We start from the raw sequence: 23,477 nt of genomic DNA on the forward strand, positions 1-23,477 counted from the left end.
AAATTGCAAAATAACCCAGAAATTTCGCAACCAAAAGGTATCCTGAATTACATGGGGCAATAGGGGACAAAATGAGTGCATTTTTAATAATTTCTGGTGGTTCATCTACGGTCATTTTCGGGAGTTGTTTTTGAGTTTATTTATAATTTGGTGGCAATCGCTATGATAGAAATGCCAAATGGGTAATTGATGTATGGCAATAAATGCCGTTCAGAAGCAAAAATAAATTTGAGCATTGAGTTTAACCAGGGAGAAACCTTGGGAATTGTTACCCTGGGGTCAGCCGTTTTATTCCTGTCCATATATTTTTTGATCGTCGCTGGCAGAAACAAAAAAGTATTATAAAAACTCATTTTTTGGATATGGAAACCACTACATTGCAAAGCTCTTTTTAATGAACTAGGAGTATAACGACGATAGTGATGATTGATGACATCATGCTGGCTCCATAGCCAAGGATAGGCTGGAACTGTAATGACGACCGACCCTTGCGGAAGTAAATATTCATGTACTTGCTTGAGTAACATAATGTCATCTTCCACGTGTTCAATAACATCGAGTAATAGGGCAATTTGAAAACTTTGTTTATTGGCATCTAAATCAGTTAAGTTACCGCAAAAGACCTTCTGTAATCCCCTTTTTTTGGCATACTCAACTGCCAGGGCAGAGCTATCAATTCCTACCGCTGAGCATAGGTTATTTAATTTTTGGAGCATCATCCCCGTACCACAACCAACATCTAAACCTTGTCCCTGTTTATCAAGTACACAAAAATGCTTGATTAAATGTAAAACGATCACAGCACGTCCTTGAAACCACCAGTGTTCAGCTTCCAATTCATAATGTAAGTAATATAGCAATCCTACTTGATTGACGAACAGAAATGCTCCAAAACCAAATACGGGGGCGGTGCCCCTGCGACCCTTGTTCTATTCTCATTTAGGATTGCTATATAGAGCTTCATCCATTTTTAGCACACCTTTATTACTTTTTAGAATCATTATCGCAATTTACCTACCGCCTTGGCTTGAAACCCTGTCCTCCCTATGAGTTTATCAATGCCTATGGGGGTGAAATTTCCTCTCAGCCTAACGTTTCGTCCCCATTACCTTTGGGTGGAATGAGGATCGCAATGTCCTGAAAACGGTGACACATCATCCCTTAAAATAAGATTTGGTAGGCATTTATGGATAGGTACTAGGTGACAGAATCCCTTGTCCTAGCAGCGATAGACGTTGGTACCAATTCAATTCACATGGTGGTGGTGCGGATTCAACCCCAGATTCCCGCCTTCACAGTCATGGCTAGGGAGAAGGAAACCGTGCGCCTGGGGGAACGCTGTCCCCAGACCGGGAATCTCACCCCAGAGGCGATGGCCAGGGCGTTGGATGCTCTACAACGCTGTTTGACCCTTTCCCGAATTCATCAGGCGGAAGTCACGATTGCCGTTGCCACTAGTGCGGTGCGGGAAGCTCCCAACGGTGCGGAATTTCTACAACGGGTCGCCGCCGAAACCGGTTTGGTGGTGGATTTGATTTCTGGGGTGGAGGAAGCCCGCTGTATTTATCTCGGGGTGTTGTCTGGAATGGAGCTCGATAGGAAAAATCATATTGTCATTGACATTGGCGGCGGTTCTACGGAATTAATTTTGGGCGATGGGGGTGAACCCCAGTATCTTAGCAGTACAAAAGTGGGGGCAGTACGCCTGACCCAGGAGATGATCACCACCGACCCAATCAGCAATGCCGAGTATGAGTGGTTGCGCGCCTATCTGCAGGGGATGTTGGAATGGCCGACCCATGACCTGCGCCAGCGATTGCACCGCCAAACCGTACCAATGATCGGCACCTCCGGCACCATTGAGGCTTTATTTCTCCTGCACGCCCAGATGACGGGTTCCCCACCACCACAACCATTACAAGGGCAAAAACTCACCCGTACGCAAGTGCAAAACCTGGTACAAAAATTACGTTATTTGAATGATCAACAACGCCGGGAGCAGTTACATATACCCCCCAAACGCTCAGAAATTATCCTGGCTGGGGCGATGATTTTACAGGAAACGATGAACTTGCTAAATTGCGACCACATCATTTATTGTGAACGGGCATTGCGGGAAGGGATTATTGTCAATTGGATGCTCAATCATGGGTTGATCGCTGACCATTTGCGCTATCAAAGTTCTGTACGTCAACGCAGTGTTTATAAACTAGCGGATAAATACCGAGTGCGTTTAGATCATGGTAAGCAGGTGGCGGATTTAGCTCTAGAATTTTTTGACCAAACCCAAGGGATTCTTCATACGGGGGATAGTTTAGAACGGGCTTATTTGTGGGCGGCGGCGATTTTGCACAATTGCGGGCATTTTATTAGCCACGATGCCCATCACAAACATTCCTATTACTTAATCCGTTACGGGGAATTGCTGGGCTATACGGAAAACGAAATTGAAATCATTGCCAATATTGCCCGGTACCATCGCAAAAGTTCCCCGAAACGCAAACATGAAGGCTATGCCTGTCTGGATAAGGCGAGCCGAGGGATTGTGGAGCGACTGAGTGCTTTTTTACGCATTGCTGTTGCCCTGGATCGTCGCCAAATTGGGGCAATTGAGCATCTGGAATGTCGGGTAGAGCCTCCCAATTTGCACTTATATTTGTATCCCCAAGAACCAGGGGATGACTGTGCGCTCGAATTATGGAATTTAAGTTATAAAAAAGCCTGGTTTGAATCCCTATTTAATCTGAAAGTCAACCCCCATCTGGCTACCCCAAACGTTACTAAACAGAAAAAATTATCAGGGCATTTGTGACAATACAATATAGTAATCCTATGCGATTAACAAACAGAAATTCTCCAGAACCAAGGACGGGGGCGGTGTCCCTGCGACCCCTGTTCCATTCTCATTTAGGACTGCTATAGTAATTCTATGGGATTAACGAACAAAAATTCTCTAGAACCAAAGACGGGGGTGCCCCCCTGCGACCGCTAATTTTGAATTTATACTAAACCACTTGAAGGTTATCTTGCTGAAATGCCCATACTAATGCTATCGAGAACCATACACCGCAGGTGCTTCTTTGGCGGGGGATACCCCCTGCGACCTATTTTTAGAAGTGCCCATTAGTTAAAACCATTAATATCCCAAACCAGGAAGCAATTTTCGTATGTATCCCCATCCCCAAGGACGGCTATCCCTACTGCCTCTTGGCGGTAACTCTCTTACCATAAAAGTAGTGATGTTCTCAAACAATTACCATGTTTTATCTTGACCCGTTGTACTTAATCTTTGCGATACCCGGACTGCTCTTGGGGTTGTGGGCACAATTTCGGGTACAATCGGCTTTCCAAGAATACTCTCAAGTGGGAACCCGTCTGACCGGTGCCCGTGCCGCCCGGATGTTGTTGGACCGCTATGGGTTGCACGGTGTCCGAGTGGAACGGGTGGATGGTTTCCTGAGCGACCATTACAACCCCCTCACCCGGGAATTGCGCCTGAGTCCGACGGTCTATGATGGGGCAACGGTCGCCTCGGTGGGGGTAGCGGCGCATGAAGCGGGTCATGCCATTCAACACGCGGAGGAGTATATCCCCCTGCAATTTCGGTCGGCGATTGTCCCCGGCGTGGTCGTGGGGAGTTGGTTGGGACCGTTGCTGTTTTTCGTGGGGTTTGTTTTCAGTTCCCTGCGGGTGCTGGCTTGGGTGGGCGTGGGGGTATTTGCCCTGGTCGCCCTGTTTTCCCTGGTCACTCTGCCGGTGGAGTTTGATGCCAGCCACCGGGCGAAAAAACTGCTGGTGTCCGAAGGGATTTTAGACACCCAAGAAATGACCGGGGTGAATGCGGTGTTGAATGCCGCCGCTTTGACCTATGTAGCCGCCGCCGTGCAAGCGGTGATGAACCTGCTATACTACGTCTTTCTGCTGACCGGGAGTCGGCGCAACGATTAACCCCGGCAAAGTTGATAGAGGGCTTGGGCAATTCCTAATGCACCACCGCCCCTGCCCACCCGTTCCCAACCGTTCTGCTGGCATTGGCGCCGGTAATCCGGGTTCTCCATTGCCCGCACTGCCCATTCGGCGGCTAACCGTAACTCAGTTGCTCCCGCCACGCCCCGTCCTACGGTTTGGACAGAGCAACCCAACAAACGCATCTGCGCCTCGGCAAACCGATAGGTAAATTGGGGACCCCGCCCAGGAATTTGGATCACCGGTTTCCCCAACCCCACCGCCTGCTCAATTGCGGTTCCCGCCATGCCCACCACCACCCGACTGGCATGGAGAATATCCACAAACCGATCCCAGGCGCAATGCACGACCCCCGCAGGACAACGTAATTCCCCCGCCTGATACCGCCAGCCCCGTTGCATCGCCAATTCCATTAACAACTCATCCGTAAAGCCAGATACTAATGCCGCCCACACCTGCACCTGCGGACGTAGGGTAAATAACTGTTCACAAAAACCTAACAAAAGCTGGAAATTGTCCTCCGCTTCCGGCAACCGACTGCCGGGCAACAGGGCAACTACCGGCTGATTATCCCCATCCAAAAATGTGCCCGTCGGTTCCAGACCATCCATGATCGGATAACCGGCAAACACCGCCTTGTCCATGCCCCGTTTTTGCAACTGTTGCGCCGTGAATTCATCCCGGGTAAACACTTGTAAACAGCGGGGTGCGGTCAACCCCCACCAGGTCAGCCCCGGTAATTTCAACTCCCCCTCGTAATAACTCGAAGTAGATACAATAAACGCCGCATAGGGTCGCCCCGACAGGCGGGCAAAACCCAAGGGCACCCCATCCCCCACCGCCACCAGCAGGTCACAGGTCGCCGCCACCCGTCGTAATGCCTGCCACTGCCGCCAAGTCAACGCCAATAACCCACCGCCCACATCCCGCACCAGCAACCAGGGATTCATGTAAAAAATGCCCCCGGACGGCAGACTACGGGTGGGGGCAATGATGGGAATGCCCAACCGGCGGTAGGCTTGTCCCTCCCCCACCATCGGCAAAGCGAGTACCTGGGCGCCCAGATTTTGGCAGGCGTGGGCAATCAAACTGGCATTTAAGTCCTCCCCGTGCCCATTGCTGAGAAATAAAATGGTGGTCATGGGTGTAAAATAATCCCCATCATTTATACTAAAATCCATTCTGGGTCAATTAATCAGCTATTCCCATAGGATGCCACTTGATAATACCAGTGTGGTGAACCCATGTTCCAAAGAATCAACAATTACTATCCTAAATTCAATTAGGGTTGCGCCATGACCTATTTTCCCCCCAAACAACCCACATTTAATTATTTACACCATCTGGTACTCATGTATGGGGATGCCCAACACCCCTGGACCGTGGATGACTTGAGTTTTTATGTCGCCCATCAATCGTTACCCGGAACATGGCAGGATTGGTTATTTGACTCTTTTTTGTTTTTGAATATTGCCAGTAAAAATAAACGGGATTACCGGGCAGATATTAATCTAGGTACAACAATGAGTGGGGAAGGGGATTTTTTTGCCGCCTGTTCTCCCCAACCAGCGGGAGTCGCAGAATGGGAAGAATTACTAGACTTTTACAGCGATGCGGTGCAAACCCTAAACCAAACCATCAAACAACTCATTCCCCACATTAATACTCCCTTGACCCATCAACGGAATGCGGTGTTGATGATCCCCTACCCCCACATTACCCAGGTGAATTTTGGTCGTTCCGGCTGGAATTTTTCCACCCAAGGACAGAATTTAGACCAGGCTACCCGCAGTCGTTTAAGTGCCTGTCAATGGTTTATTGAGGAATTACAAAAACGCTTACCCCCCTGTGAATATGTGCATATTTTGGGGGTTTATTGGATGTTTGAAACCGTATTTCGCAGTTGGGAGGTGGATGACCATTGGTTGCTAAAAGAATTACGTCCATTCATTCATAAAATGGGATATAAATTTCTCTGGATTCCCTTTTATAGTACCTATAATATCCACCTGTTAGATGACTATCAAAACTATTATTTTGACCTGGCTTTTTTGCAACCCAATTATATGTTTTATCAACGGGGGGTCAATTTAGCCCAAGCCGCCCAAGCCGCCCAAAAACGCCAAGCCGGTTTAGAAATTGAATACTACTTAGAATTGGATGAACCTATTGCTGTCCAAGGGGAACGTCACCAGCGGTTCCGAGAATATTTGGATGGGGGAGTGACCTATGGGTATATGCGAGAATCCGCCTGTGCCTATTTTTTAGGACAAAAATCCTTAGAACGCATGGTCAGCCATCCTGACCCCCAAGAACGGGAATTTTATCAGGATATTTATCACTTTATCCGGGGCACCTATACCCCCAAATCCCTACGCTAAATTAGAGACACTGATTATTCCTTGATCATGGCACCAGAATCCGTCCCCACCGAGATTTTACTCAACCAGTCCGCCCAACCCTTGGGGGAATTTTTACTCCCTGACCGTCCCCAACCCGGCAGTCCGGTGGAGGTGAACGGGCAACTTTATACCGTCCTCGAACGGCGGCATCGCTACCACTACCGGGGCGGTCGTTACCAACTACACAAGATGGCACTGCTGGTACAGGTCGCCCACCCTGACCGGAATCGTTGGCAGGGGCGATGGATCATTGGGGATGGTCGTTGTCAATATAATGCCCTATCAGAATTAGTACGTTGTGCCGTCAATCCCTCTGGTCCTTGTCGGGGCTGTCCGAGTTTTGTGCCCGCTTCCGATACAATCAGGAATGGTGCAGAGGGGAACCATCGTGCTAGACCTCAAACTGATCCGAGAACAGCCTGAACTGGTGGCGGAACGATTGGCGACCCGGCACGGGGAAGTTAATGTGCAACCGGTGCTTGACCTAGATGAACAGGTGCGTTCCCTGGAGAAACAACGCTCCCGTCTGCAAGCAGAAAGTAATGACATTGGCAAGCAAGTTGGGCAACTCCTGCGCTCCGGCGGTGCGGAAACCACTGTGGCAGACCTGCGGCAACGGGGGCAAGAACTGAAACAAATTTTGGCAGACCTAGAGCAACAGGAGCGAGAACTGCGGCAAAAATTAGAAGCATTATTATTACAATTGCCGAATTTGCCTGCGCCGGATGTGCCACCGGGCAAAGATGAAACCCAAAACATTGAACGCTCTCGCTGGGGAGATGAATACAAATCAAAAATAGACGTTTTACCCCATTGGGAAATCGCAGAAAAACTGCGCCTATTTGAAACAGAACGGGCTACCAAAATTGCCCAAAGTCGGTTTGTGACCCTGTGGGGGGCGGGGGCGGCTTTAGAACGAGCCTTAATTCAATGGATGTTATATCACCATATTCAACGGGGTTACATTGAAGTTTTGCCCCCTTTTTTAGTGAATAGCCAAGCCCTCACGGGTACGGGACAATTACCTAAATTTAGCCAGGAAAGTTTTGCCTGTCGGGAGGATGATTTATGGTTAATTCCCACCGCTGAAGTGCCCGTGACTAATTTATATCGGGATGAAATTTTAAGTGCGGAACAATTGCCCATTTATCACTGTGCGTGGACTCCTTGTTTTCGTCGGGAAGCGGGTAGTTATGGGCGGGATACCAGGGGTTTGATTCGTTTACACCAGTTTAATAAAGTGGAATTGGTGAAAATTGTCCACCCGGAAACCTCTGCCCAAGAACATGAGCAATTGGTACGGGATGCGGCGACCCTTTTAGAAGCATTGAAACTGCCTTACCGAGTGGTTGAATTATGTACGGGGGATTTGGGATTTGGGGCACAAAAATGTTATGACCTAGAAGTTTGGTTGCCCGCCCAGAAAACCTATCGGGAAATTTCTAGTTGTTCCAATTTCGGGACTTTTCAAGCCCGTCGGGCTGGGATTCGTTATCGGGAACCGGGGAAAAAGGGTACGGAGTTTGTCCATACACTCAATGGTTCGGCTTTGGCGGTAGGGCGAACGATGGCGGCGATTTTGGAACAGTATCAAACGCCCGATGGTCAGGTTAACATCCCGGAGGTATTGCAACCCTTTCTCGGTCGGGAAATCCTATGAAATTGGGAGAGTGGTTTGGCTTATTGATCCTCATTATTGCCCTTTATATTCTGTGGGAAATTCGTTATCTTTTACTGTTAGTTTTTGCCGCAGTTTTAGTGGCAGTAGCCTTGGATGGGGTGGTTAATTTCCTAAAGCGTTGGCGGATTTCCCAGGGGATGGCGATTGGACTGACCCTATTTGCGTTACTTGCTATTATTATTATGCTGTTTACCTTAATGGTTCCCCCCTTTAGTAAGGAATTTGAAGAACTGATTAAACTGTTTCCCAAGGGGTTTCAAGCGGTGGCTCGTTGGTTAGAAAAATTACAACTCCAGATTTTTGGAGAAACCCTGTTTAATTTTGCAACCAATGGGGATTTGCTTCGCCAGCTACAAGCCTTTGCCAATCCCTTACTTAGCCGGGGAATTAATTTCTTTTTTGATACGTTGGGCGGGGTGCTTTCTACCCTTTTAATCTTGGTTTTGGCTGTCATGTTTCTCGCTGACCCAGCCGCCTATCGCCAGGGCTTTATTCGCATCTTTCCCTCGTTTTATCGCAATCGGGTGGACACTATTCTCAAACGTTGTGAAGTGAATTTGCGGGCATGGATGTTGGGAACACTGACGGCGATGTCGGTGGTGGGGATTCTCAGTTTTATTGGTTTATCCTTGTTGAGGGTGCGTTTGTATTATGCCCATGCCTTAATTGCGGGATTGTTTAATTTGATCCCCAATATTGGTCCAACCTTAAGTGTCATTCCCCCGACGGTGATTGCTTCCTTAGATGCTCCTTGGAAAGCGATTGCAGTGGTCATTTTATATTTTTGTATCCAACAAACCGATGCCTATTTTGTGACCCCTTATGTCATGTCTCAACACCTGGAATTGCCCCCAGCATTAACCTTGATGGCACAAATTTTTTTCACGACTTTTTTGGGATTACCGGGACTCATTTTAGCCTTACCTTTGATGGTCGTATCCCGGGTGTGGATTGAAGAAGCTCTGATAAAAGATATATTAGACCGTTGGAAATAAGGGGCATATTATTTCGGTGTAGATTGCCGTAACCAGGCTTCAATTCCTTGCGCTAAAGTTTGGGCAAGTTGGATTTGGGCGGTGGGGTTGACAATCCATTCAAATTCCTGGGGATGGATCATAAAACCCAATTCCAAAAGAACCGCTGGACAGACGGTGGGACGGGTCAGGGCAAGGTTATTCCAAAAAATTCCGTAGCTGGGACGTTGGGCATTTTTAGTTAAGTAATGATGCAAAAATACGGCTAAATGATGGCTTTGTTGGTGATACCAAAAGGTGCCAATTCCTTGGGTACCCCAGGCATCTCCCGCATCGGGCAAAGCGTTGTAATGAATACTTAAAGCCAGGTGGGGTTCCTGAGTTTGAATCAGGCGTACCCGCTCTGCCAACCCCACATCCACATCGGTGGTACGGGTGAGGATGACTTCTGCGCCCCGGTGCCGCAGGCGTTCTGCCAATAGTAGGGACATCTGCAAATTCACCTGCTTTTCCGGTGTGCCATCGGGTCCCAAGGCTCCCAGGTCTTCCGTACCCCCATGACCGGGGTCGAGCAGGATTTTGATGCCCGTGAGGGAATGGGTGCGTAACGGCGGTGGGTGGCGGAGGGCTAAAATGAGTACATTGTCCTGATAATGAACCCGGTAGCCCCAGGACTGATCCGTCTGCAAATAAAAGCTGTAGCGAATCTGCCCAGGGTGCGTTTGTTGCCAGGTAAAGGTGCGAACCGCCGCCCCGTCATCCAGGCGAATCGTATCCGTTTGGGCGGTCGTGTGCCAGAGGGTCAGATGCACAACCCCCGGCTCCTGGTGAATGGTAATGGGAATCGGGGTGCTCAAGGGGAAATGAATTTCTGTCCAGTCCCGCCCCAGCCGACTCCGTACCCCCCGCAGAATCGCTTGGGGTGGAGAGGTGGTGATGTGGGTGGTCAGGTGCCGTCGGTGCAACCACCCCCCGTACCGCAATTGTACCCACTCCCCCGCCTGGGCAATCACCTGGTCCTGGGTGCCCGCAGGCAAGGGCGTTAATCGGGAATAATCTGTACCTGAGCCGGTACGGGCAATGCCTTCTTCGCTTAAGGTTGCCACCTCAAACCGATTGGGGTCAAGAATCCGCACCCGCCCCGGACTCTGCCAGGTTTGACTGCCGTAAATCAACTCCGGTTGTCCCCAGTCGCCCGGTTGTCCAATTCGCAGACATCCTTGGTATTTTGTACTATTATTAACTGGGGAATTACCAGATGGGTTAATCAGTACGGCATCATTACCCAGGGGGGGCATGGTGGGCACGGGGAACAGTTCGGTTTGCCATTGCCCCAAACGCAGTTTTACCCCTTCGGTGGGGGGCAGTGCCGCCTGAAAGCACAGGGGTTCTCCCGGCAGGGAAGCCACATCCACCGTCGGCACCAGGGGCGTGGCTGGTTCGGGGGGCAAAGTGCGGCGGATATGCAGGGTGAGGGTTTGCGTCCCGGCTTGTATCTGCACCCGATTCTCCCCCAAAGCCAGGGGGATGCTGGGGGCAAAATGACCGGCGGGGGAGCGCAAAATCACTTCCCCATTCACCCGCACCGGTTCCGAGGGGTTGTGCGTACCGATGAGAAAAATCTGCGGGGCGGTGGTTTGGTGCCCATCGGGGGGATAGACTACCTGGAGCGCCGCCACCGGGGTTGCCCCCACCAGCAGGATTCCCGCCAGAATGAACCCACGGGTCACTACCGCCGCCGGGGCACTTTCGCCAGGAAGTCCAGTTCGCTGACCGTTACCACCGGTTTGGTTTGGGGGCGGGTGTCCACCGACCGGGCGAGGGTGCGGTATTGTTGGGGGTCACCGGCTTGGGGGAATAATTTGACCCGTTCCTGCGCCCGTTTTTGGTAGTAACGAATCATGACGTGGTTCCAGTCAATTTGACCGATGCCTTCCTTCGCCCGATAATCACTGCCGTAGCGGGGGGTGACTAAATTGAAGGGACGACCTGCCATGCGGCGGCGTTGGTACGGCACGGTTTGATCCCCGAAATTTTCCGTGTATTCGTCGCTGTCCACCAATTCGTTGACAAAGCCATTGAACCCCTGGGTGGCGATGCGAATGGACCAGGCAATAGTTTCACTTTGATTGTACGCTTGACGACCTAAAATCCGCCGCAAACACACATCCACCAGCCGATAATTATTATTCGTTGCCACCACCAAGCGGTAGAACGGGTCGGACTGCGCCAAACCCCGGATGAAATCCCGCACCGTGATCGCCCGATTTTTCAACTGGGATTCCAGCGTCACCTGGCGACAGGATTTGAGGATCACGTGTTCGCTAAAAATTTGTCGGTAAGCCGCCCAAATCAGCCCGGACATCTCATCGGCACTGCCCACATCCTCCAGGCGGTAAATTCGGGGACTATCTTCGTTCAATTCAGCCCGACCAAAGTTCCGTACCCGATGGTTTTGGGTCGTGGGTCGGTAGGCGAGCAAAGGTAAGGTCATGATCACCAACTCCATCTCAGGGGTTTCCTTCAGCGTAGGCTAAGGGGTTCCCTCTAGTCCTCGAAAGTAACGTAATGTTAAGTTTTTTCTCAGTCGGGGGCACACCACCGTTGATTAATCACCAGTCATCTGTGACGACGGCTCAGGCAATTCCACCTCTTCATAGACCAACGCCAAGGGGCACTGAAAATCCAGACTCACCAATTCTAAAATGGGATTTTCTTCATTCTCCACATCGTCCGGGTAACCAGTCAGTTCCCATTTGCCCGCACGGGTTTTGCGATAACAGTCTATGCCCACCTGCTCGGAGTCAATTAATACATATTCCTGGAGGGTGGCAATGCGGCGGTAAAATTTGAATTTGTCGCCCCGGTCAAAACCAGCGGTACTGGGCGAGAGAACTTCAACAATTAACTTGGGATATTGCAACACCTCTGTGGCTCGGTGGTCCCGTTCATCACAACTCACCACCAAATCGGGATAAAAATAGGGACCTTTTGCGGCAACTCTAACCTTGACATCTGTAGCATATACTTTACATCCAGTGCCTCGTAACTTACTCCGTAATATGCTAATGAGATTGACGGTAATGGCATTATGGGCGAGTGTCCCGCCCGCCATCGCATAAACTTCACCATCAATGTATTCATGTTTGATGGGTTGTTCCCTTTCCCATGCCAAATACTCATCCGGTGTTAAACCTCTCGCTTGCGGGTTGGCAATCATCCCTGACCTCCATTGGCGGTGAAGTTCTCTTTCATTTATTTATTGTCTCAATTTTTGCAAGATATTGCTCAAGGAAAAAGGGATCGTTTCAGTGCTATAGTCATACTAACAATAATTCTATCAGATACCTGTGAAATGGGCTATCAACAGGGCACTTCTAAAAATGGGTCGCAGGGGCACTGCCCCCGTCTTGGTTCTTGATAATATGGGCATTTCAGCGAAATAATCTGCCAATGGTGACAATAAATAGAGGTGCCCTTATTTTATTTCCATACCCGTGCGGTGGATAATGTATCTAGGATGGATGGTAGTTTTTTCCCATGCCGCCGTTAACCCCGCCCGAACGATTGGCACCCATGCCCTATTCCCATCAGGAGAATCCTCATGCAAGATAAGTACGTTTTAATTACGGGGGGCACCGGGGGTTTAGGGAAAGCCGTGACCCGGCTGGTTTTGGAAGCTGGTGCCGCTGGTGTGACCCTCCCCTACCGCAGTCAAGCAAGTGTGGATGAATTGAAAACGGAATTGACCCCCGAGGCATTTCGCCGCTTGCAATTGGTGCCCGTGGATGTGAACGATGAACAGCAAGTGACCGCGATGGTGGATGCCATGCCCCGTACCGATGCCCTGATCCATTTGGTCGGGGGGTTTCAGATGGGAGCAACCCATGAATTTAGCTTCAGCGATTGGCAACAACAGATGGATCAAAACCTGAATAATACATTTCTTTTGTGCAAACATTGTCTGCGGCGAATGCGGGCGCAAGGCTATGGTCGCATTGTCACCGTTGGTTCTCGGGGGGCGGTACAACCGGGGGCAAATCTGGCGGCTTATTCCGCATCCAAAGCGGGGGTGGTGGCATTGACCCAGGCGATTGCCCAGGAAACCCGTGACCGGGACTCGGATATTACCGCCAATGTGGTACTGCCCAGCGTGATTGATACCCCCAAAAATCGCCAGGATATGGGGCACGAAAATGCCTGGCAATGGGTAACTCCTGAATCTTTGGCGGGGGTGATTGTCTTTCTGGCTTCCCCGGCGGCTAAGGATATTCGTGGGGCGGCAATTCCCGTCTATGGCAAGGCATAACCATGACTTTAACCAAATCCGGGGACGGCACCCAGAAATTCAGGATTTCTTAAATATAAAAAATCTCAAAATTCACAAAGGGCACCCCCCGCCCTCGCTTCTGGATAATAAATTATGGCTACGTCACACAGGCTATGGGTTGGCTCAAATAATCAAATAATCAATAGAAATGCCCCAAATTAACTCACAATTCCAATGGGATTGCCATGTTTGAGATCGCTATAACTGTCCGAGCAGGGGATGGGTTTGGGGAATGACGCGCACTTGTTGGACGTATGTTTGAGCAAATTTCTGCCAAGCCAATACCTGCCCTGGGGTGGGCGCTGGACTGGCGGGACGGGGGGTAACGGGTTGCAAAATGACCAAAATTTCTGGGTCAATGGCTTGAATCATCCCCAACGCTTCGCCCAATTCTGAGGTTTGGGTGTGTTGATCTACGATGATTTTCACAAAAATTTCCACCCCTGCCCCTACCGCTTCGGTGAGAAATGCTTGATGGGCATGGTGATGATTTTCCCCACTGACACTGGGCAGTTTGTAGTCCATTGCAATGATATGCACCCAAGGCAACACCTGGGCTAATTCCTGGGGGCGATGTCCGCCCGTTTCCAAATAGATGGGTAGGGGAATTTGAGTGGTGAGTGTGGGTAAAAATTCCGCTAAAAAATCCGCCTGGAGCAGGGGTTCCCCGCCAGTGATGCTAATCGCTTGATGCCGGAGTCCCTGGGCTTGGTGGGACAACCAGGTGAGCATTTGCGCTCCGGTGACTGGATTGGTAACCGGCTGAAAATCCCGTTCGCCCGGGGTAAGTTCCACCCGCCCCTGTCCCTGGGGTCGCCAAGTGTGGGCACTATCACAAAATCGGCATCGCAGGTCGCAACCGCCCAGGCGCAGAAAAATCTGGCGTTCCCCCAAGTACGGACCTTCCCCCTGGATGGCGGAGAAAATCTCGACGAGGTTGGCGGTTTGGCTCATTTGCGAACGAGAAACTCCGCTTCACACCCCTGGGTGACCCAGATGCCCTGGTTGTCAAAGCCCCAGGTTTGATTTTGGCGGCAGGGACGGTTGGTGAGTTGCCGTTGCAGGAGCACCCCCCGGCGGGTATTGGCGGGACAACGGACGTAGGTGCCATTGCGGGAGCGGCACACCACCAGGACATCCGTCGGCGGAATGTCCGTATTCCCTTTGGCGACCAAAAATTCGCCCCGACAGCCGCTGGTCACCCAAATACCCCGGTTGTCATAGCCCCAGGTGCGATTTTGCAGGCAAGCCGCCCCACTCAACTGCCGCCGTAGGGTGACGGTCGCTTGGCGGGTATTGATCGGACAGTCCACCCGGCGGTTATTGGTGGACTCACAGCGCACCACCTGTTCCTGTTGGGCGGGCGGTTGGGGACTGCTGGGGCTACCAGAACCAATGCCCACCAAAAATTCGCCAGCACAGCCCTTATCCACCCAAATCCCCTGCTTTTCAACCCCCCAGGTGCGATTTTCGATGCAACGGGTATCACTGATTTGCCGGGCGAGGCGCACCCCACCCCGGGTGTCAATCTGGCAAAACTGATATTTGAAATTCAGGGAACGGCAGGTGAGGGTGGTGGGCCCGGTGGCAATGCGAAACACTGCCCGACAGCCCCTGTCCACCCAAATCCCCTGGTCATTCACGCCCCAGGTGCGATTTTCCACACAACGGGCATCACTCAACTGCCGTTGCAGGGTCACCCCCCCACTGGTATCGGTCGCACAGGTGGTGTATCGGTTATTTTGCGACTCACAGGTGATGGTGCGGTCCGATTGGGCAACGGTTTCGGTGGACACAAACAGCATCTGCGCCCCGGTAAAACCCGCCATGAGTGCCAGCGATAGCCACGTTTTCACGCTCAGTCCCCCCTAACGACACACCATCAGTTTACGGTTTAATTCCGCACCGATCCATCGGGTAAACGGGTGTTTTTGTAAATCACTTCGGTAATAAAGGCTTGGTTCAGGATCGCCCCACTCAGATTAGTGCCGGTCAAATTGGTGTTGACCAAGACGGCACCGGTAAGATTGGCACCCTGGGCATTGGCACCGGTTAAATTCGCTCCCACCAGACTCACCCCCCGCAGATTCGCACCCGTGAGATTTGCACCACTTAAATTCGCCCGGTATAAACTGACGTTACTCAAATCCGCCCCACTCAAATTCGCCCCACTCAAATTGGCACGACTCAAGGCGGTACGGTTCAAATCCATTTCCCCGGCTCCCAGCTTTGCCCCACTCAGATTGGCGCCACTCAGATTCACCCCCAGCAGGTTCAGTCCCCGCAGGTCCGCTCCCTGCAAATTACAATTCACACATTCCCGGGTATTTTTCAGCCGTTGTACCGCCTCCGGTTGCGCCTGTACGGGCAGAGCCGCCAAACCCAGTGCCACCATGACCCAAGCGAGCATTCTCATGGAAAAGCCTCTCCAGTCCTGTTGGTTTTCAGGGTACACCTTCTGCTGGTTTCTTTAATAGGATAATCCGATCCTGTTGGTCCGTCTCCGTCAAACACACCCGCACCGCCTCCTCCCGGGATGTGGGCACCACCTTGCCGGTGAAATCAGGATGAATGGGCAATTCCCGATGCCCCCGGTCCACCAGCACCGCCAACCGTACCACCCGGGGTCGCCCGTGATCCTTAATCGCCTCCAACGCCGCCCGTACCGTCCGACCGCTGTAAATCACGTCATCCACCAGCACCACCACCCGCCCGGTAATGTCAAACGGAACCTGGGTAGCAGCAGGGGTGCGGGCACCAATCCGGTCTAAATCATCCCGGTAAAAGGTAATATCCAAGGCTCCCACCGGCACCCGTACCATTTCCCACTGCTGAAGATTGTGCGCCAGCCGTTCAGCCAGGGGTACGCCCCGGGTGTGGATGCCCAGCAAACATAAATCTGCCAACTGGGGGGTGGCTTCCACCACTTGGGCAGTCAGCCGATTCAGGGTACGCCGCAACTCTTCCGCCGAAAATAATTCAATCTCCACAGCGTACCAGGATGGAATAGCCTAAATTGCCGGGAAACTTGGGAAGACCCGGAGGCCACGCCTGTCGCAAGCATCCCTTAGTGCTGCTTCCTTCCGGTTCTGACACGGTTCAGGCGTTGAAACCGCATGGTTCCAGGTCATCTTTGATCATAGCGTTTTTTCCCGTGTTTGGGGGAGGTTTGTGCTAAATTAGGGAGCAGATGTATCACTTGGGGTAAAACCTATGCTGTTCAACGAGTTAAGCCCCTTGGTGCAGGAATTTCTCCAGCAACCGACTGCTTTTTTGGGCGGATTTGTTTCCGGGTTATTGGGGTTGGATTTACAGGAAGACCCCTTGAAATCCTGGTTAGAGCGGCAAACTTCCACCCAAAGCCCTCCGCCGTCCTCGCCGCCCCCGACCTCAGGACCGCAACGAATTGCCATCGATTAGCACGGGCGGTTCCCCTCCCACCACCTCCCGTACCCGGTAAATGGGTCGCCCCTGGGATTCGTGGTAGGTACGCATCAGCAGTTCCGCCAGCAGACCAAAACAAAACAGTTGCAGTCCGGCAATGACCGCCAACCCCGCCAAGAACAACAGGGGGCGTTGCCCGATACTTTGACCCAAACCGATTTTGAGGAACAGCAGATATATTCCCAAGCCCAGCCCCAACCCCAAGAAGCTCAAACCCAACAGTCCAAAAACGTGCATCGGGCGGGTGAGAAACCTTTTCATAAAAGCAATGGTCAGCAAGTCCATCATCACCCGGAAGGTTCGTCCCAGACCGTACTTACTTGACCCAAACCGGCGGGGGTGGTGGCGCACCGGCAATTCCGCAATCCTCGCCCCTTCGATGTACGCCAAAGCGGGGAGAAAGCGATGCAATTCCCCATAGAGATTCATATCCTTCAGCAATTCCCGCCGGTAGGCTTTGAGGGTACAGCCGTAGTCATGCAGTTTCACCCCTGTCACCTGACCAATCAACCAATTCGCCACCCGGGAGGGAAGCAGACGGGTCAGCCCATGATCCTGCCGGGCTTGCCGCCAACCACTCACCAGGTCAAAGCCCTCGTCCAACTTCGCCAGCAGGCGGGGAATATCCTGCGGGTCGTTTTGCAAATCCCCATCCAACGTCACCACCACCGCTCCCGTCGCCTGGTCGAAGCCCGCCGCCATTGCCGCCGTTTGCCCGTAGTTGCGCCGTAAAATCACCACCTTCAGGTCATAGCGTTCCTGAGCCAAATGCCGCAGTCGCTCGGTGGAACCATCCTGGGAGCCATCATCCACACAAATCAATTCATAATCCAAACCCGCCTCGGCTAATACCCCCGCCACTGCAGGCACCAGATGGGGAATATTCTCCACCTCGTTATAAATCGGCACCACGACGGAAACCTGTCGCATCCCTTGTCCTAAAATCATCACAATTATTGTATCCCCAGAGCCGCACCTAGCCTCTTCCCAGCGGTGAACGGTTAGATACTCAAAATCAAAGGTTCCAGGGCACCGTCCCGCATTTGATTCTATGGAATCTCTGCTGTTCTTGTGTTTCGTTCTCATGTTTTGAATAAATAGAGGTGCCCTTGATTGAGACTTGCCATCGTCGCCACCGTCACACCCTCCCTAATCGCTTGTTTCAGTCCCGTTGACCGGGATTAATTGATTGAGACCCCAACTAACGGGCTTGGACAGGGAAATAGGTGGAGATGCGTGTTTCAGTCCCCTTGACCGGGATTAATTGATTGAGACCTAATTTCCTGTAAATTTAAGTTCATCGCTGGCTTAGTTTCAGTCCCGTTGACCGGGATTAATTGATTGAGACCCAGTATAAACATTGTTGGTGGCATAAGAGGCGGGGTTTCAGTCCCGTTGACCGGGATTAATTGATTGAGACCCCAATAGCCCGCACACCAGGGCATTAGCGGTTGATTGTGTTTCAGTCCCGTTGACCGGGATTAATTGATTGAGACCGTTCCCAAGTCGTGAGAGAGAGAGCCGATGGCGTGTTTCAGTCCCGTTGACCGGGATTAATTGATTGAGACCCGGGTTTTATGCGTTTGAAATTGACGTGACTTTCAAGTTTCAGTCCCGTTGACCGGGATTAATTGATTGAGACTCGTCAGAGCATCGTTCCCTATTGCCGCCAATTGGACGTTTCAGTCCCGTTGACCGGGATTAATTGATTGAGACCCGATTGACGTGTAACCGGGAATCTTCTATCAAAAACGTGTTTCAGTCCCGTTGACCGGGATTAATTGATTGAGACTCCCCTGTTTCACCAAAATCGTTATAGGTTGGACAAGTTTCAGTCCCGTTGACCGGGATTAATTGATTGAGACTCGTTTGGATTTCCCGTTTCCAGCCGCCCCGAATAAGTTTCAGTCCCGTTGACCGGGATTAATTGATTGAGACTTTGCCTACCATGTTGCCCTAATTGAGTGGTCTGGTGTTTCAGTCCCGTTGACCGGGATTAATTGATTGAGACATTTGGAACCTTACAGGAGGTGGCGAGCATGAGTCCCCGTTTCAGTCCCGTTGACCGGGATTAATTGATTGAGACTCACAAAATTGCCACCCGCCATAGAGATAAGGCTCGTTTCAGTCCCGTTGACCGGGATTAATTGATTGAGACCCGTTGCGCCTCCCGCTCCCCCGCCGTCGTGTTTTCGTTTCAGTCCCGTTGACCGGGATTAATTGATTGAGACACATCAGGCGTGACATCAGGCGTGACATCCGTGACAAGTTTCAGTCCCGTTGACCGGGATTAATTGATTGAGACTTTGCCTACCATGTTGCCCTAATTGAGTGGTCTGGTGTTTCAGTCCCGTTGACCGGGATTAATTGATTGAGACATCCCCGATGGCGTATTGACTGGCGGTGGGGGTGATGTTTCAGTCCCGTTGACCGGGATTAATTGATTGAGACGACGGATGCGGATAATGACCTGTTATGCGAGAGCTTTGTTTCAGTCCCGTTGACCGGGATTAATTGATTGAGACCTGTAGCCCCCGCAGAATCTGCCTTAGCCCGTTCACCCGTTTCAGTCCCGTTGACCGGGATTAATTGATTGAGACCCAATAAACTTTGGACTTTGGTTAGCCCGGTAGGTGCGTTTCAGTCCCGTTGACCGGGATTAATTGATTGAGACTCCCGCAACCTACCACCTGCGCTATGGCGGGGGGTCACGTTTCAGTCCCGTTGACCGGGATTAATTGATTGAGACGCCAAAACCTTCCGCTTTGACCCTAATCGCCTCTCCAGTTTCAGTCCCGTTGACCGGGATTAATTGATTGAGACTTCCCGTGCCAGTTCGAGGTGGCTGGTCGGGCAACGGTAGGTTTCAGTCCCGTTGACCGGGATTAATTGATTGAGACTGGATGTTGGGTCCCCCGGCGGTGGGGTCTAGGTTGTTTCAGTCCCGTTGACCGGGATTAATTGATTGAGACGGCACAGGCTAGAACCCACAGCAGGAAGGCGTTCCAAGCTACATTTTGGCAGACCTCCGGCAATCGGTGAGTTTTGTTACTACTTTGTTTACCGTTTCTGGCAACAAAGTTGAAAAAGTATTGATTTTTCCAGGTTCTGGGGCTTTTGGCAAACCTCCCAAGGATTTTGACCTTGCTTGGGTTTGCCAAAATAACATCCATTTCTATCATAAGATAATTGCCCCCTCTTGTCGCGGCTTTTCCGACCCGTAAGTAATAGTTCGTTTCACTGCCCCTGCATCCAAAACATAAATTCTGATTGAATCCTCGTCAGATTTAATCAATTTTTCAATTTGAGTTTGTAGTTTACTAAACTGTACAGCAGTCAAAAAGCACTCAAACACACTATACTGTGTCCATTTTCCATAACCCGATAGTAATTTATGCAAACGATTACGCCGTTTATTTGCTGGCTTACTATCCGGTAAATCATAAATAATCAAATAGAACAGTGTAGTCACATTTTAACGTAAAATAAGAGGTTGATACGCAATATTTTCTTGTAAATGTCGTGCCATAAGTCTAGCTTGAAGTTCAATTGCTCGCCGATAGGTACAGCGATACTCAAATACTGGATGCTTAAATTCATCGCTCATTTTGCGTTCAAACGCTTGTAAAAAAGACTTTCGAGCATTTTCTGAAAGGCGATAAGCTCCTAAACTTTCACTAAAGTCTTGGCGTTTTATCCCTCGGTTATTGATTACTGCCAACACCAAATTATCCGCTACCAATGGGCGGAACTCCTCCATTAAATCCAATTTTCAGTCCCGTTCACCGGGGTTGATTGATTGAGACTCAATGATGCCAGAAATGAGGAGGCGGTCACTCCAGACCCACTGTTGTTTATGAATAAGCGTATCTCCTTCTTGAACGGTTTCTGACTCGTTTATATGCCGATGTAGATGACGACCAAGAATAAGATGTTCATTATCCGCCATTTCACCTAACACATATTCAAAGTAAAAACGCCTGGGACAATATTCCCAAGCATTGAGATAAGCTAAAGGTAAATAATCCTCAGACATGACCTTACACTTCATGTTGTTGTAAAAGTACTTGACCCATGCCCATTGCCGTTTTACGTCCAACTCCCGCAAAAAACGCAAAGTGAGCCAAAATGGTTGCAATTCTTGCCTGTTCTGGGTCAGGGAACCGATAGCGTACCCAGCCGACTGCACCGATTTCAACTGAATTTTCCATTTTTATTTTCTGGGTTTTGAGGTCATAATCTGAAACCAGTCCACTCCATTGAATTTTGGGAAAACGCCATTCGTCAGGGGCAAAAATATTCCAGCGGCGATGCAAACTCCCAAATACGGATTCCGGTAGGGGAAACGGTTGAATTCCTTGCCCGGAGTTGAGCTTAAAACTGGTTGGGGAGAGCAGTTTGAGCGTGAGGTCATCGGATGCCACCGGGATTTTGGCAAGTAAGGCATAGTCCGAAGAACCTACCCAGGGGTCGGTGCCAGGTAGCATATTGATACTGCGGAAAATAAAGGGACATTTTGCGAGGGAAAAAGCTTTATCGCCCCACTTTTCCAAACCACTCAGTAACGGTTCAATCAGGCTTCCATCCAGCAATCCAATCCGAAAGTAAAATTCATCCCCAGCCCGCACCTCTGCTTTCCGGCGTTTTCCCATTAGCCCAGAGAGGCTCAGCGGTGATTCCTGGCTTTGGTGAATGGCTTCAGAAATAGCCGGGTCTGCCAAACGAAACCAATCAAGGACTTGAGCATGAATGGCTCGACCACAAGCTCCGGGTAAAGCTCCGTCGTCGGCAACGCCTAAATGAATCACCAGCGTATGCAGAGCAGTGGATTTAAGTCGGGGTAACGGCAATGTTGGCTCCATAGCTAACTCCACTTGGTAAACAAACCTCATGGGACAGGTCATGAGAATTAGACCAATGATCGGGTTTAGAAATTTGCCAGTAATTCCCGACGAGCCGTGACTGACTGACCAGACTGACCGGTGGCATCACAATCCGGTTATAGAGCAACAAACGGGTAGAACCAGGCAAATCAATGGGATTCAAGGGATGGGTACAGGAATACTCACCTGACTTTTGCTGAATGGCATTTGCAGGCAATCGTTGTGCATCCACTTGAATTTTGGACGCCCATTTACCCAAGCGTATCCAGCGGGGAATTGAGATAGGTTCACGAGCAATAATGTAAGTTTGGTAGAGACTGCCAACCGCCAATTCCTTAGCCCGTCCATAGTTTATCGGGTAGTTGCGATTTGCCCCTCTCTCTCCAAACTGTTTGGATTGACCGTAGTAGGGCACTTGAGCCGCTTTGAAGGTATTAACCTGGTAAGACCACTTCAGCGGTAGGGCTGGAAAAACATAGATACCATGCTCATTGAGTACCAACAAATTTTGCTCATTGGCGGTTTCTAAATAACCAGGACGTTGAGCGACTGCTCCCTGCAAACGGTAAGGTTTAGGAATGAAGGTGGCTTCAAACAAAGCAAAACTGAGTGCCCAATTATGCAGGTACTTCTCTGTTTCATAGAGGATTCCCATCTCACGGGTGGCAAAAAAAATGTTGTCATGGAGGGTCAAAGTACACTGATAAAACAGCATGGGAATACCTCTGGTTAGGGGTTTAGCAATTCAAAAATGGGGTAGGATAGCGTTTTATTCTTCCCTTCGGCTTGTTTTTCTCCTTGTTTCTTGTTTAGCTGTTGCTCCATACGTTTCTGAATAGGTTTTGGTTTGCTCGTACAGAGTGGTCAATGTATGACGCAAACGCTCTTCATCCTGATAAAGACTGTTTACTTCCGCCAACAATTCATCCAACTGTTGACCGAAAATAACTTGGCGTTTCCGCACTGGTTCTTGATTCAACAATTTTTCTGCTACCATAGTCGCCTCCGCTGATAAGTTACTGATTGGTCGAGCTGTATCCCCATCTAAAGAATCGTAGAGTGCTTGAGTAAAGTGCAAATTACTAAAGATTTCGCCATCACAGAGGGCAATCCCCACAATATGATTGGTCATGGTGCCAGTACGAGATTCTTGGGCACCATAGCGACGAGTCCGAAGCAAATTACCCAGAATATAGATAAAGCCTTCCCAAGTAGAATCTCGCAAGGTTTCCACAGTAGGAAATGATACTTCTGGCAAGATGTGATCCTGTTCATTAATAGAAGATCGCATTTCCCCCTTTTCACTCATCGTGCCGCCTTCAAAAGGAGCATTGAAGGTAAAACTACGATGGGAAAGTTCGTAAGGACTGAGAGAAAATGCTGAATCAGAATAGACTTTGGAACGTTCAGAGCCACTGTCCCCAATGGCAAAACCATAGAGGATACAATCGGGGCACTTTTTACAGGAGTTTTCACCGTTATATTCACAGAAATTATCCATTCCTGCCGTTGCACTGGTGAGATTAAGCGAGCGCAATAGTTCCCGCCCAGTTAATCGCTCTGGGGTGACCTGTTTGCGTTTGAACATGACCAGACGGCTAATAGATTGCTTAGACTTTTCATTGCTGGCATCTAAACCTGCCTGAGTGCGGGCAGTGTTGAGAACTCCATCAGTCTGAAAGATGGGAAATGATTGGCTGTGGCGCACCACCAAAAAGTGTACATAGTTCCCAGAAGCCAGCCGGGGAAAAGCAATTTGAAAGTTCGGCTTTAAGGATGTAAGGATGCTCATGATTG

The 23,477-nt window shown here is 50.2% G+C and carries 25 protein-coding genes, 1 other RNA gene and 1 CRISPR repeat array; of the genes, 9 read left to right on the forward strand and 17 right to left on the reverse strand.

Going from position 1 to position 23,477, the window contains the following annotated elements; all coding sequences use genetic code 11:
- Positions 1–140: 140 nt before the first annotated feature.
- Entirely contained in the window at positions 141–836 is a 696-nt protein-coding gene (locus MLD66_RS08375; RefSeq protein ID WP_247216906.1) for a class I SAM-dependent methyltransferase, read from the reverse strand.
- A 365-nt stretch (positions 837–1,201) separates the two neighbouring features.
- Between MLD66_RS08375 and MLD66_RS08380 the strand changes: the two genes are divergently transcribed.
- Both MLD66_RS08380 and MLD66_RS08385 read left to right on the forward strand, forming a co-directional pair.
- Positions 1,202–2,812 (forward strand): Ppx/GppA phosphatase family protein, encoded by a 1,611-nt coding sequence (locus MLD66_RS08380; protein ID WP_348644347.1) that lies wholly within the window; start codon positions 1,202–1,204, stop codon positions 2,810–2,812.
- A gap of 446 nt (positions 2,813–3,258) precedes the next feature.
- Positions 3,259–3,948, forward strand: a complete 690-nt coding sequence (locus MLD66_RS08385; protein WP_247216908.1) for a zinc metallopeptidase — start codon at positions 3,259–3,261, stop codon at positions 3,946–3,948.
- On the opposite strand, the gene MLD66_RS08390 is transcribed toward MLD66_RS08385, so the two are convergent.
- A complete protein-coding gene (locus MLD66_RS08390; RefSeq protein ID WP_247216910.1) occupies positions 3,945–5,108 on the reverse strand; it encodes a lipid-A-disaccharide synthase-related protein in 1,164 nt (387 codons plus the stop codon). The two genes, MLD66_RS08385 and MLD66_RS08390, sit on opposite strands and share 4 nt — an antisense overlap.
- Before the next feature lie 153 nt (positions 5,109–5,261).
- Between MLD66_RS08390 and MLD66_RS08395 the strand changes: the two genes are divergently transcribed.
- From MLD66_RS08395 to MLD66_RS08410, 4 genes are read left to right on the forward strand one after another with little or no spacing between them, the layout of a single operon-like run.
- On the forward strand, positions 5,262–6,347 hold the full coding sequence (locus tag MLD66_RS08395; RefSeq protein ID WP_247216912.1) for a DUF4855 domain-containing protein: 1,086 nt from the start codon (positions 5,262–5,264) through the stop codon (positions 6,345–6,347).
- A gap of 27 nt (positions 6,348–6,374) precedes the next feature.
- Positions 6,375–6,791, forward strand: coding sequence for a DUF6464 family protein (locus tag MLD66_RS08400; protein ID WP_247216914.1), 417 nt, complete (start codon positions 6,375–6,377; stop codon positions 6,789–6,791).
- Positions 6,757–8,028 carry a serine--tRNA ligase gene (gene serS, locus MLD66_RS08405; RefSeq protein ID WP_247216916.1) on the forward strand — a complete coding sequence of 424 codons (1,272 nt, stop codon included), beginning with the start codon at positions 6,757–6,759 and terminating at the stop codon, positions 8,026–8,028. Before MLD66_RS08400 ends, serS begins: the two co-directional genes overlap by 35 nt.
- On the forward strand, positions 8,025–9,044 hold the full coding sequence (locus MLD66_RS08410) for an AI-2E family transporter (protein ID WP_247216918.1): 1,020 nt from the start codon (positions 8,025–8,027) through the stop codon (positions 9,042–9,044). Before serS ends, MLD66_RS08410 begins: the two co-directional genes overlap by 4 nt.
- A gap of 8 nt (positions 9,045–9,052) precedes the next feature.
- Here MLD66_RS08410 and MLD66_RS08415 read toward each other — a convergent pair whose 3' ends face one another.
- The 3 genes from MLD66_RS08415 to MLD66_RS08425 all read right to left on the reverse strand — a co-directional run bounded on the left by MLD66_RS08415 (position 9,053) and on the right by MLD66_RS08425 (position 12,243).
- Positions 9,053–10,753 (reverse strand): N-acetylmuramoyl-L-alanine amidase, encoded by a 1,701-nt coding sequence (locus MLD66_RS08415; protein WP_247216920.1) that lies wholly within the window; start codon positions 10,751–10,753, stop codon positions 9,053–9,055.
- The gene (locus MLD66_RS08420) at positions 10,753–11,517 is read right to left on the reverse strand and encodes a phycobilisome rod-core linker polypeptide (protein WP_247216922.1); all 765 of its coding nucleotides are present in this window, start codon (positions 11,515–11,517) and stop codon (positions 10,753–10,755) included. Before MLD66_RS08420 ends, MLD66_RS08415 begins: the two co-directional genes overlap by 1 nt.
- 114 nt (positions 11,518–11,631) lie before the next feature.
- Positions 11,632–12,243: a Uma2 family endonuclease gene (locus MLD66_RS08425; RefSeq protein WP_247216923.1), complete on the reverse strand. Its 612-nt coding sequence runs from the start codon at positions 12,241–12,243 to the stop codon at positions 11,632–11,634.
- A gap of 384 nt (positions 12,244–12,627) precedes the next feature.
- Here MLD66_RS08425 and fabG point away from each other — a divergent pair, with 384 nt between their 5' ends.
- Positions 12,628–13,332 (forward strand): 3-oxoacyl-ACP reductase FabG, encoded by a 705-nt coding sequence (gene fabG / locus MLD66_RS08430; RefSeq protein WP_247216924.1) that lies wholly within the window; start codon positions 12,628–12,630, stop codon positions 13,330–13,332.
- Between the two features lie 219 nt (positions 13,333–13,551).
- Here fabG and MLD66_RS08435 read toward each other — a convergent pair whose 3' ends face one another.
- From MLD66_RS08435 to ffs, 5 genes are all read right to left on the reverse strand, one after another.
- Positions 13,552–14,307 (reverse strand): 7-carboxy-7-deazaguanine synthase QueE, encoded by a 756-nt coding sequence (locus MLD66_RS08435; RefSeq protein ID WP_247216925.1) that lies wholly within the window; start codon positions 14,305–14,307, stop codon positions 13,552–13,554.
- On the reverse strand, positions 14,304–15,209 hold the full coding sequence (locus tag MLD66_RS08440; protein ID WP_247216926.1) for a DUF3011 domain-containing protein: 906 nt from the start codon (positions 15,207–15,209) through the stop codon (positions 14,304–14,306). The genes MLD66_RS08435 and MLD66_RS08440 overlap by 4 nt, the downstream gene beginning before the upstream one ends.
- Positions 15,210–15,247: 38 nt before the next feature.
- Positions 15,248–15,769 (reverse strand): pentapeptide repeat-containing protein, encoded by a 522-nt coding sequence (locus tag MLD66_RS08445; protein WP_247216927.1) that lies wholly within the window; start codon positions 15,767–15,769, stop codon positions 15,248–15,250.
- 28 nt (positions 15,770–15,797) lie between these two features.
- Positions 15,798–16,343: a bifunctional pyr operon transcriptional regulator/uracil phosphoribosyltransferase PyrR gene (gene pyrR / locus MLD66_RS08450; RefSeq protein ID WP_247216928.1), complete on the reverse strand. Its 546-nt coding sequence runs from the start codon at positions 16,341–16,343 to the stop codon at positions 15,798–15,800.
- Positions 16,344–16,385: 42 nt separating this feature from the next.
- Positions 16,386–16,482, reverse strand: an RNA gene (ffs, locus tag MLD66_RS08455) — signal recognition particle sRNA small type.
- An 84-nt stretch (positions 16,483–16,566) separates the two neighbouring features.
- Here ffs and MLD66_RS08460 point away from each other — a divergent pair.
- A complete protein-coding gene (locus tag MLD66_RS08460; protein WP_247216929.1) occupies positions 16,567–16,773 on the forward strand; it encodes a hypothetical protein in 207 nt (68 codons plus the stop codon).
- Here MLD66_RS08460 and MLD66_RS08465 read toward each other — a convergent pair.
- Complete coding sequence (locus tag MLD66_RS08465) at positions 16,744–17,727, reverse strand: glycosyltransferase family 2 protein (RefSeq protein ID WP_247216930.1); 984 nt, start codon at positions 17,725–17,727, stop codon at positions 16,744–16,746. The two genes, MLD66_RS08460 and MLD66_RS08465, sit on opposite strands and share 30 nt — an antisense overlap.
- A gap of 153 nt (positions 17,728–17,880) precedes the next feature.
- Positions 17,881–19,769: direct repeats of the CRISPR family, unit length 37 nt; unit sequence GTTTCAGTCCCGTTGACCGGGATTAATTGATTGAGAC.
- 45 nt (positions 19,770–19,814) lie between these two features.
- On the opposite strand from MLD66_RS08465, the gene MLD66_RS08470 reads away from it, so the two are divergent.
- Positions 19,815–20,021, forward strand: a complete 207-nt coding sequence (locus MLD66_RS08470; protein ID WP_247219169.1) for a hypothetical protein — start codon at positions 19,815–19,817, stop codon at positions 20,019–20,021.
- Here MLD66_RS08470 and cas2 read toward each other — a convergent pair.
- From cas2 to cas7d, 6 genes are read right to left on the reverse strand one after another with little or no spacing between them, the layout of a single operon-like run.
- Positions 19,976–20,269 carry a CRISPR-associated endonuclease Cas2 gene (gene cas2 / locus MLD66_RS08475; protein WP_247216931.1) on the reverse strand — a complete coding sequence of 98 codons (294 nt, stop codon included), beginning with the start codon at positions 20,267–20,269 and terminating at the stop codon, positions 19,976–19,978. The genes MLD66_RS08470 and cas2 overlap by 46 nt on opposite strands.
- 3 nt (positions 20,270–20,272) lie before the next feature.
- A complete protein-coding gene (gene cas1, locus MLD66_RS08480) occupies positions 20,273–20,557 on the reverse strand; it encodes a CRISPR-associated endonuclease Cas1 (RefSeq protein ID WP_247219040.1) in 285 nt (94 codons plus the stop codon).
- Between the two features lie 12 nt (positions 20,558–20,569).
- Positions 20,570–20,833 (reverse strand): hypothetical protein, encoded by a 264-nt coding sequence (locus MLD66_RS08485; RefSeq protein ID WP_247216932.1) that lies wholly within the window; start codon positions 20,831–20,833, stop codon positions 20,570–20,572.
- Positions 20,834–20,837: 4 nt separating this feature from the next.
- Positions 20,838–21,659 carry a CRISPR-associated endoribonuclease Cas6 gene (gene cas6 / locus MLD66_RS08490; protein ID WP_247216933.1) on the reverse strand — a complete coding sequence of 274 codons (822 nt, stop codon included), beginning with the start codon at positions 21,657–21,659 and terminating at the stop codon, positions 20,838–20,840.
- The gene (gene cas5d / locus MLD66_RS08495) at positions 21,628–22,395 is read right to left on the reverse strand and encodes a type I-D CRISPR-associated protein Cas5/Csc1 (protein ID WP_247216934.1); all 768 of its coding nucleotides are present in this window, start codon (positions 22,393–22,395) and stop codon (positions 21,628–21,630) included. Before cas5d ends, cas6 begins: the two co-directional genes overlap by 32 nt.
- 54 nt (positions 22,396–22,449) lie before the next feature.
- Positions 22,450–23,472, reverse strand: a complete 1,023-nt coding sequence (gene cas7d / locus MLD66_RS08500; protein WP_247216935.1) for a type I-D CRISPR-associated protein Cas7/Csc2 — start codon at positions 23,470–23,472, stop codon at positions 22,450–22,452.
- Positions 23,473–23,477 lie beyond the last annotated feature (5 nt).

Source organism: Synechococcus sp. C9 (genome assembly GCF_022984075.1).
In the GTDB taxonomy this organism is placed as follows: domain Bacteria; phylum Cyanobacteriota; class Cyanobacteriia; order Gloeomargaritales; family Gloeomargaritaceae; genus Gloeomargarita.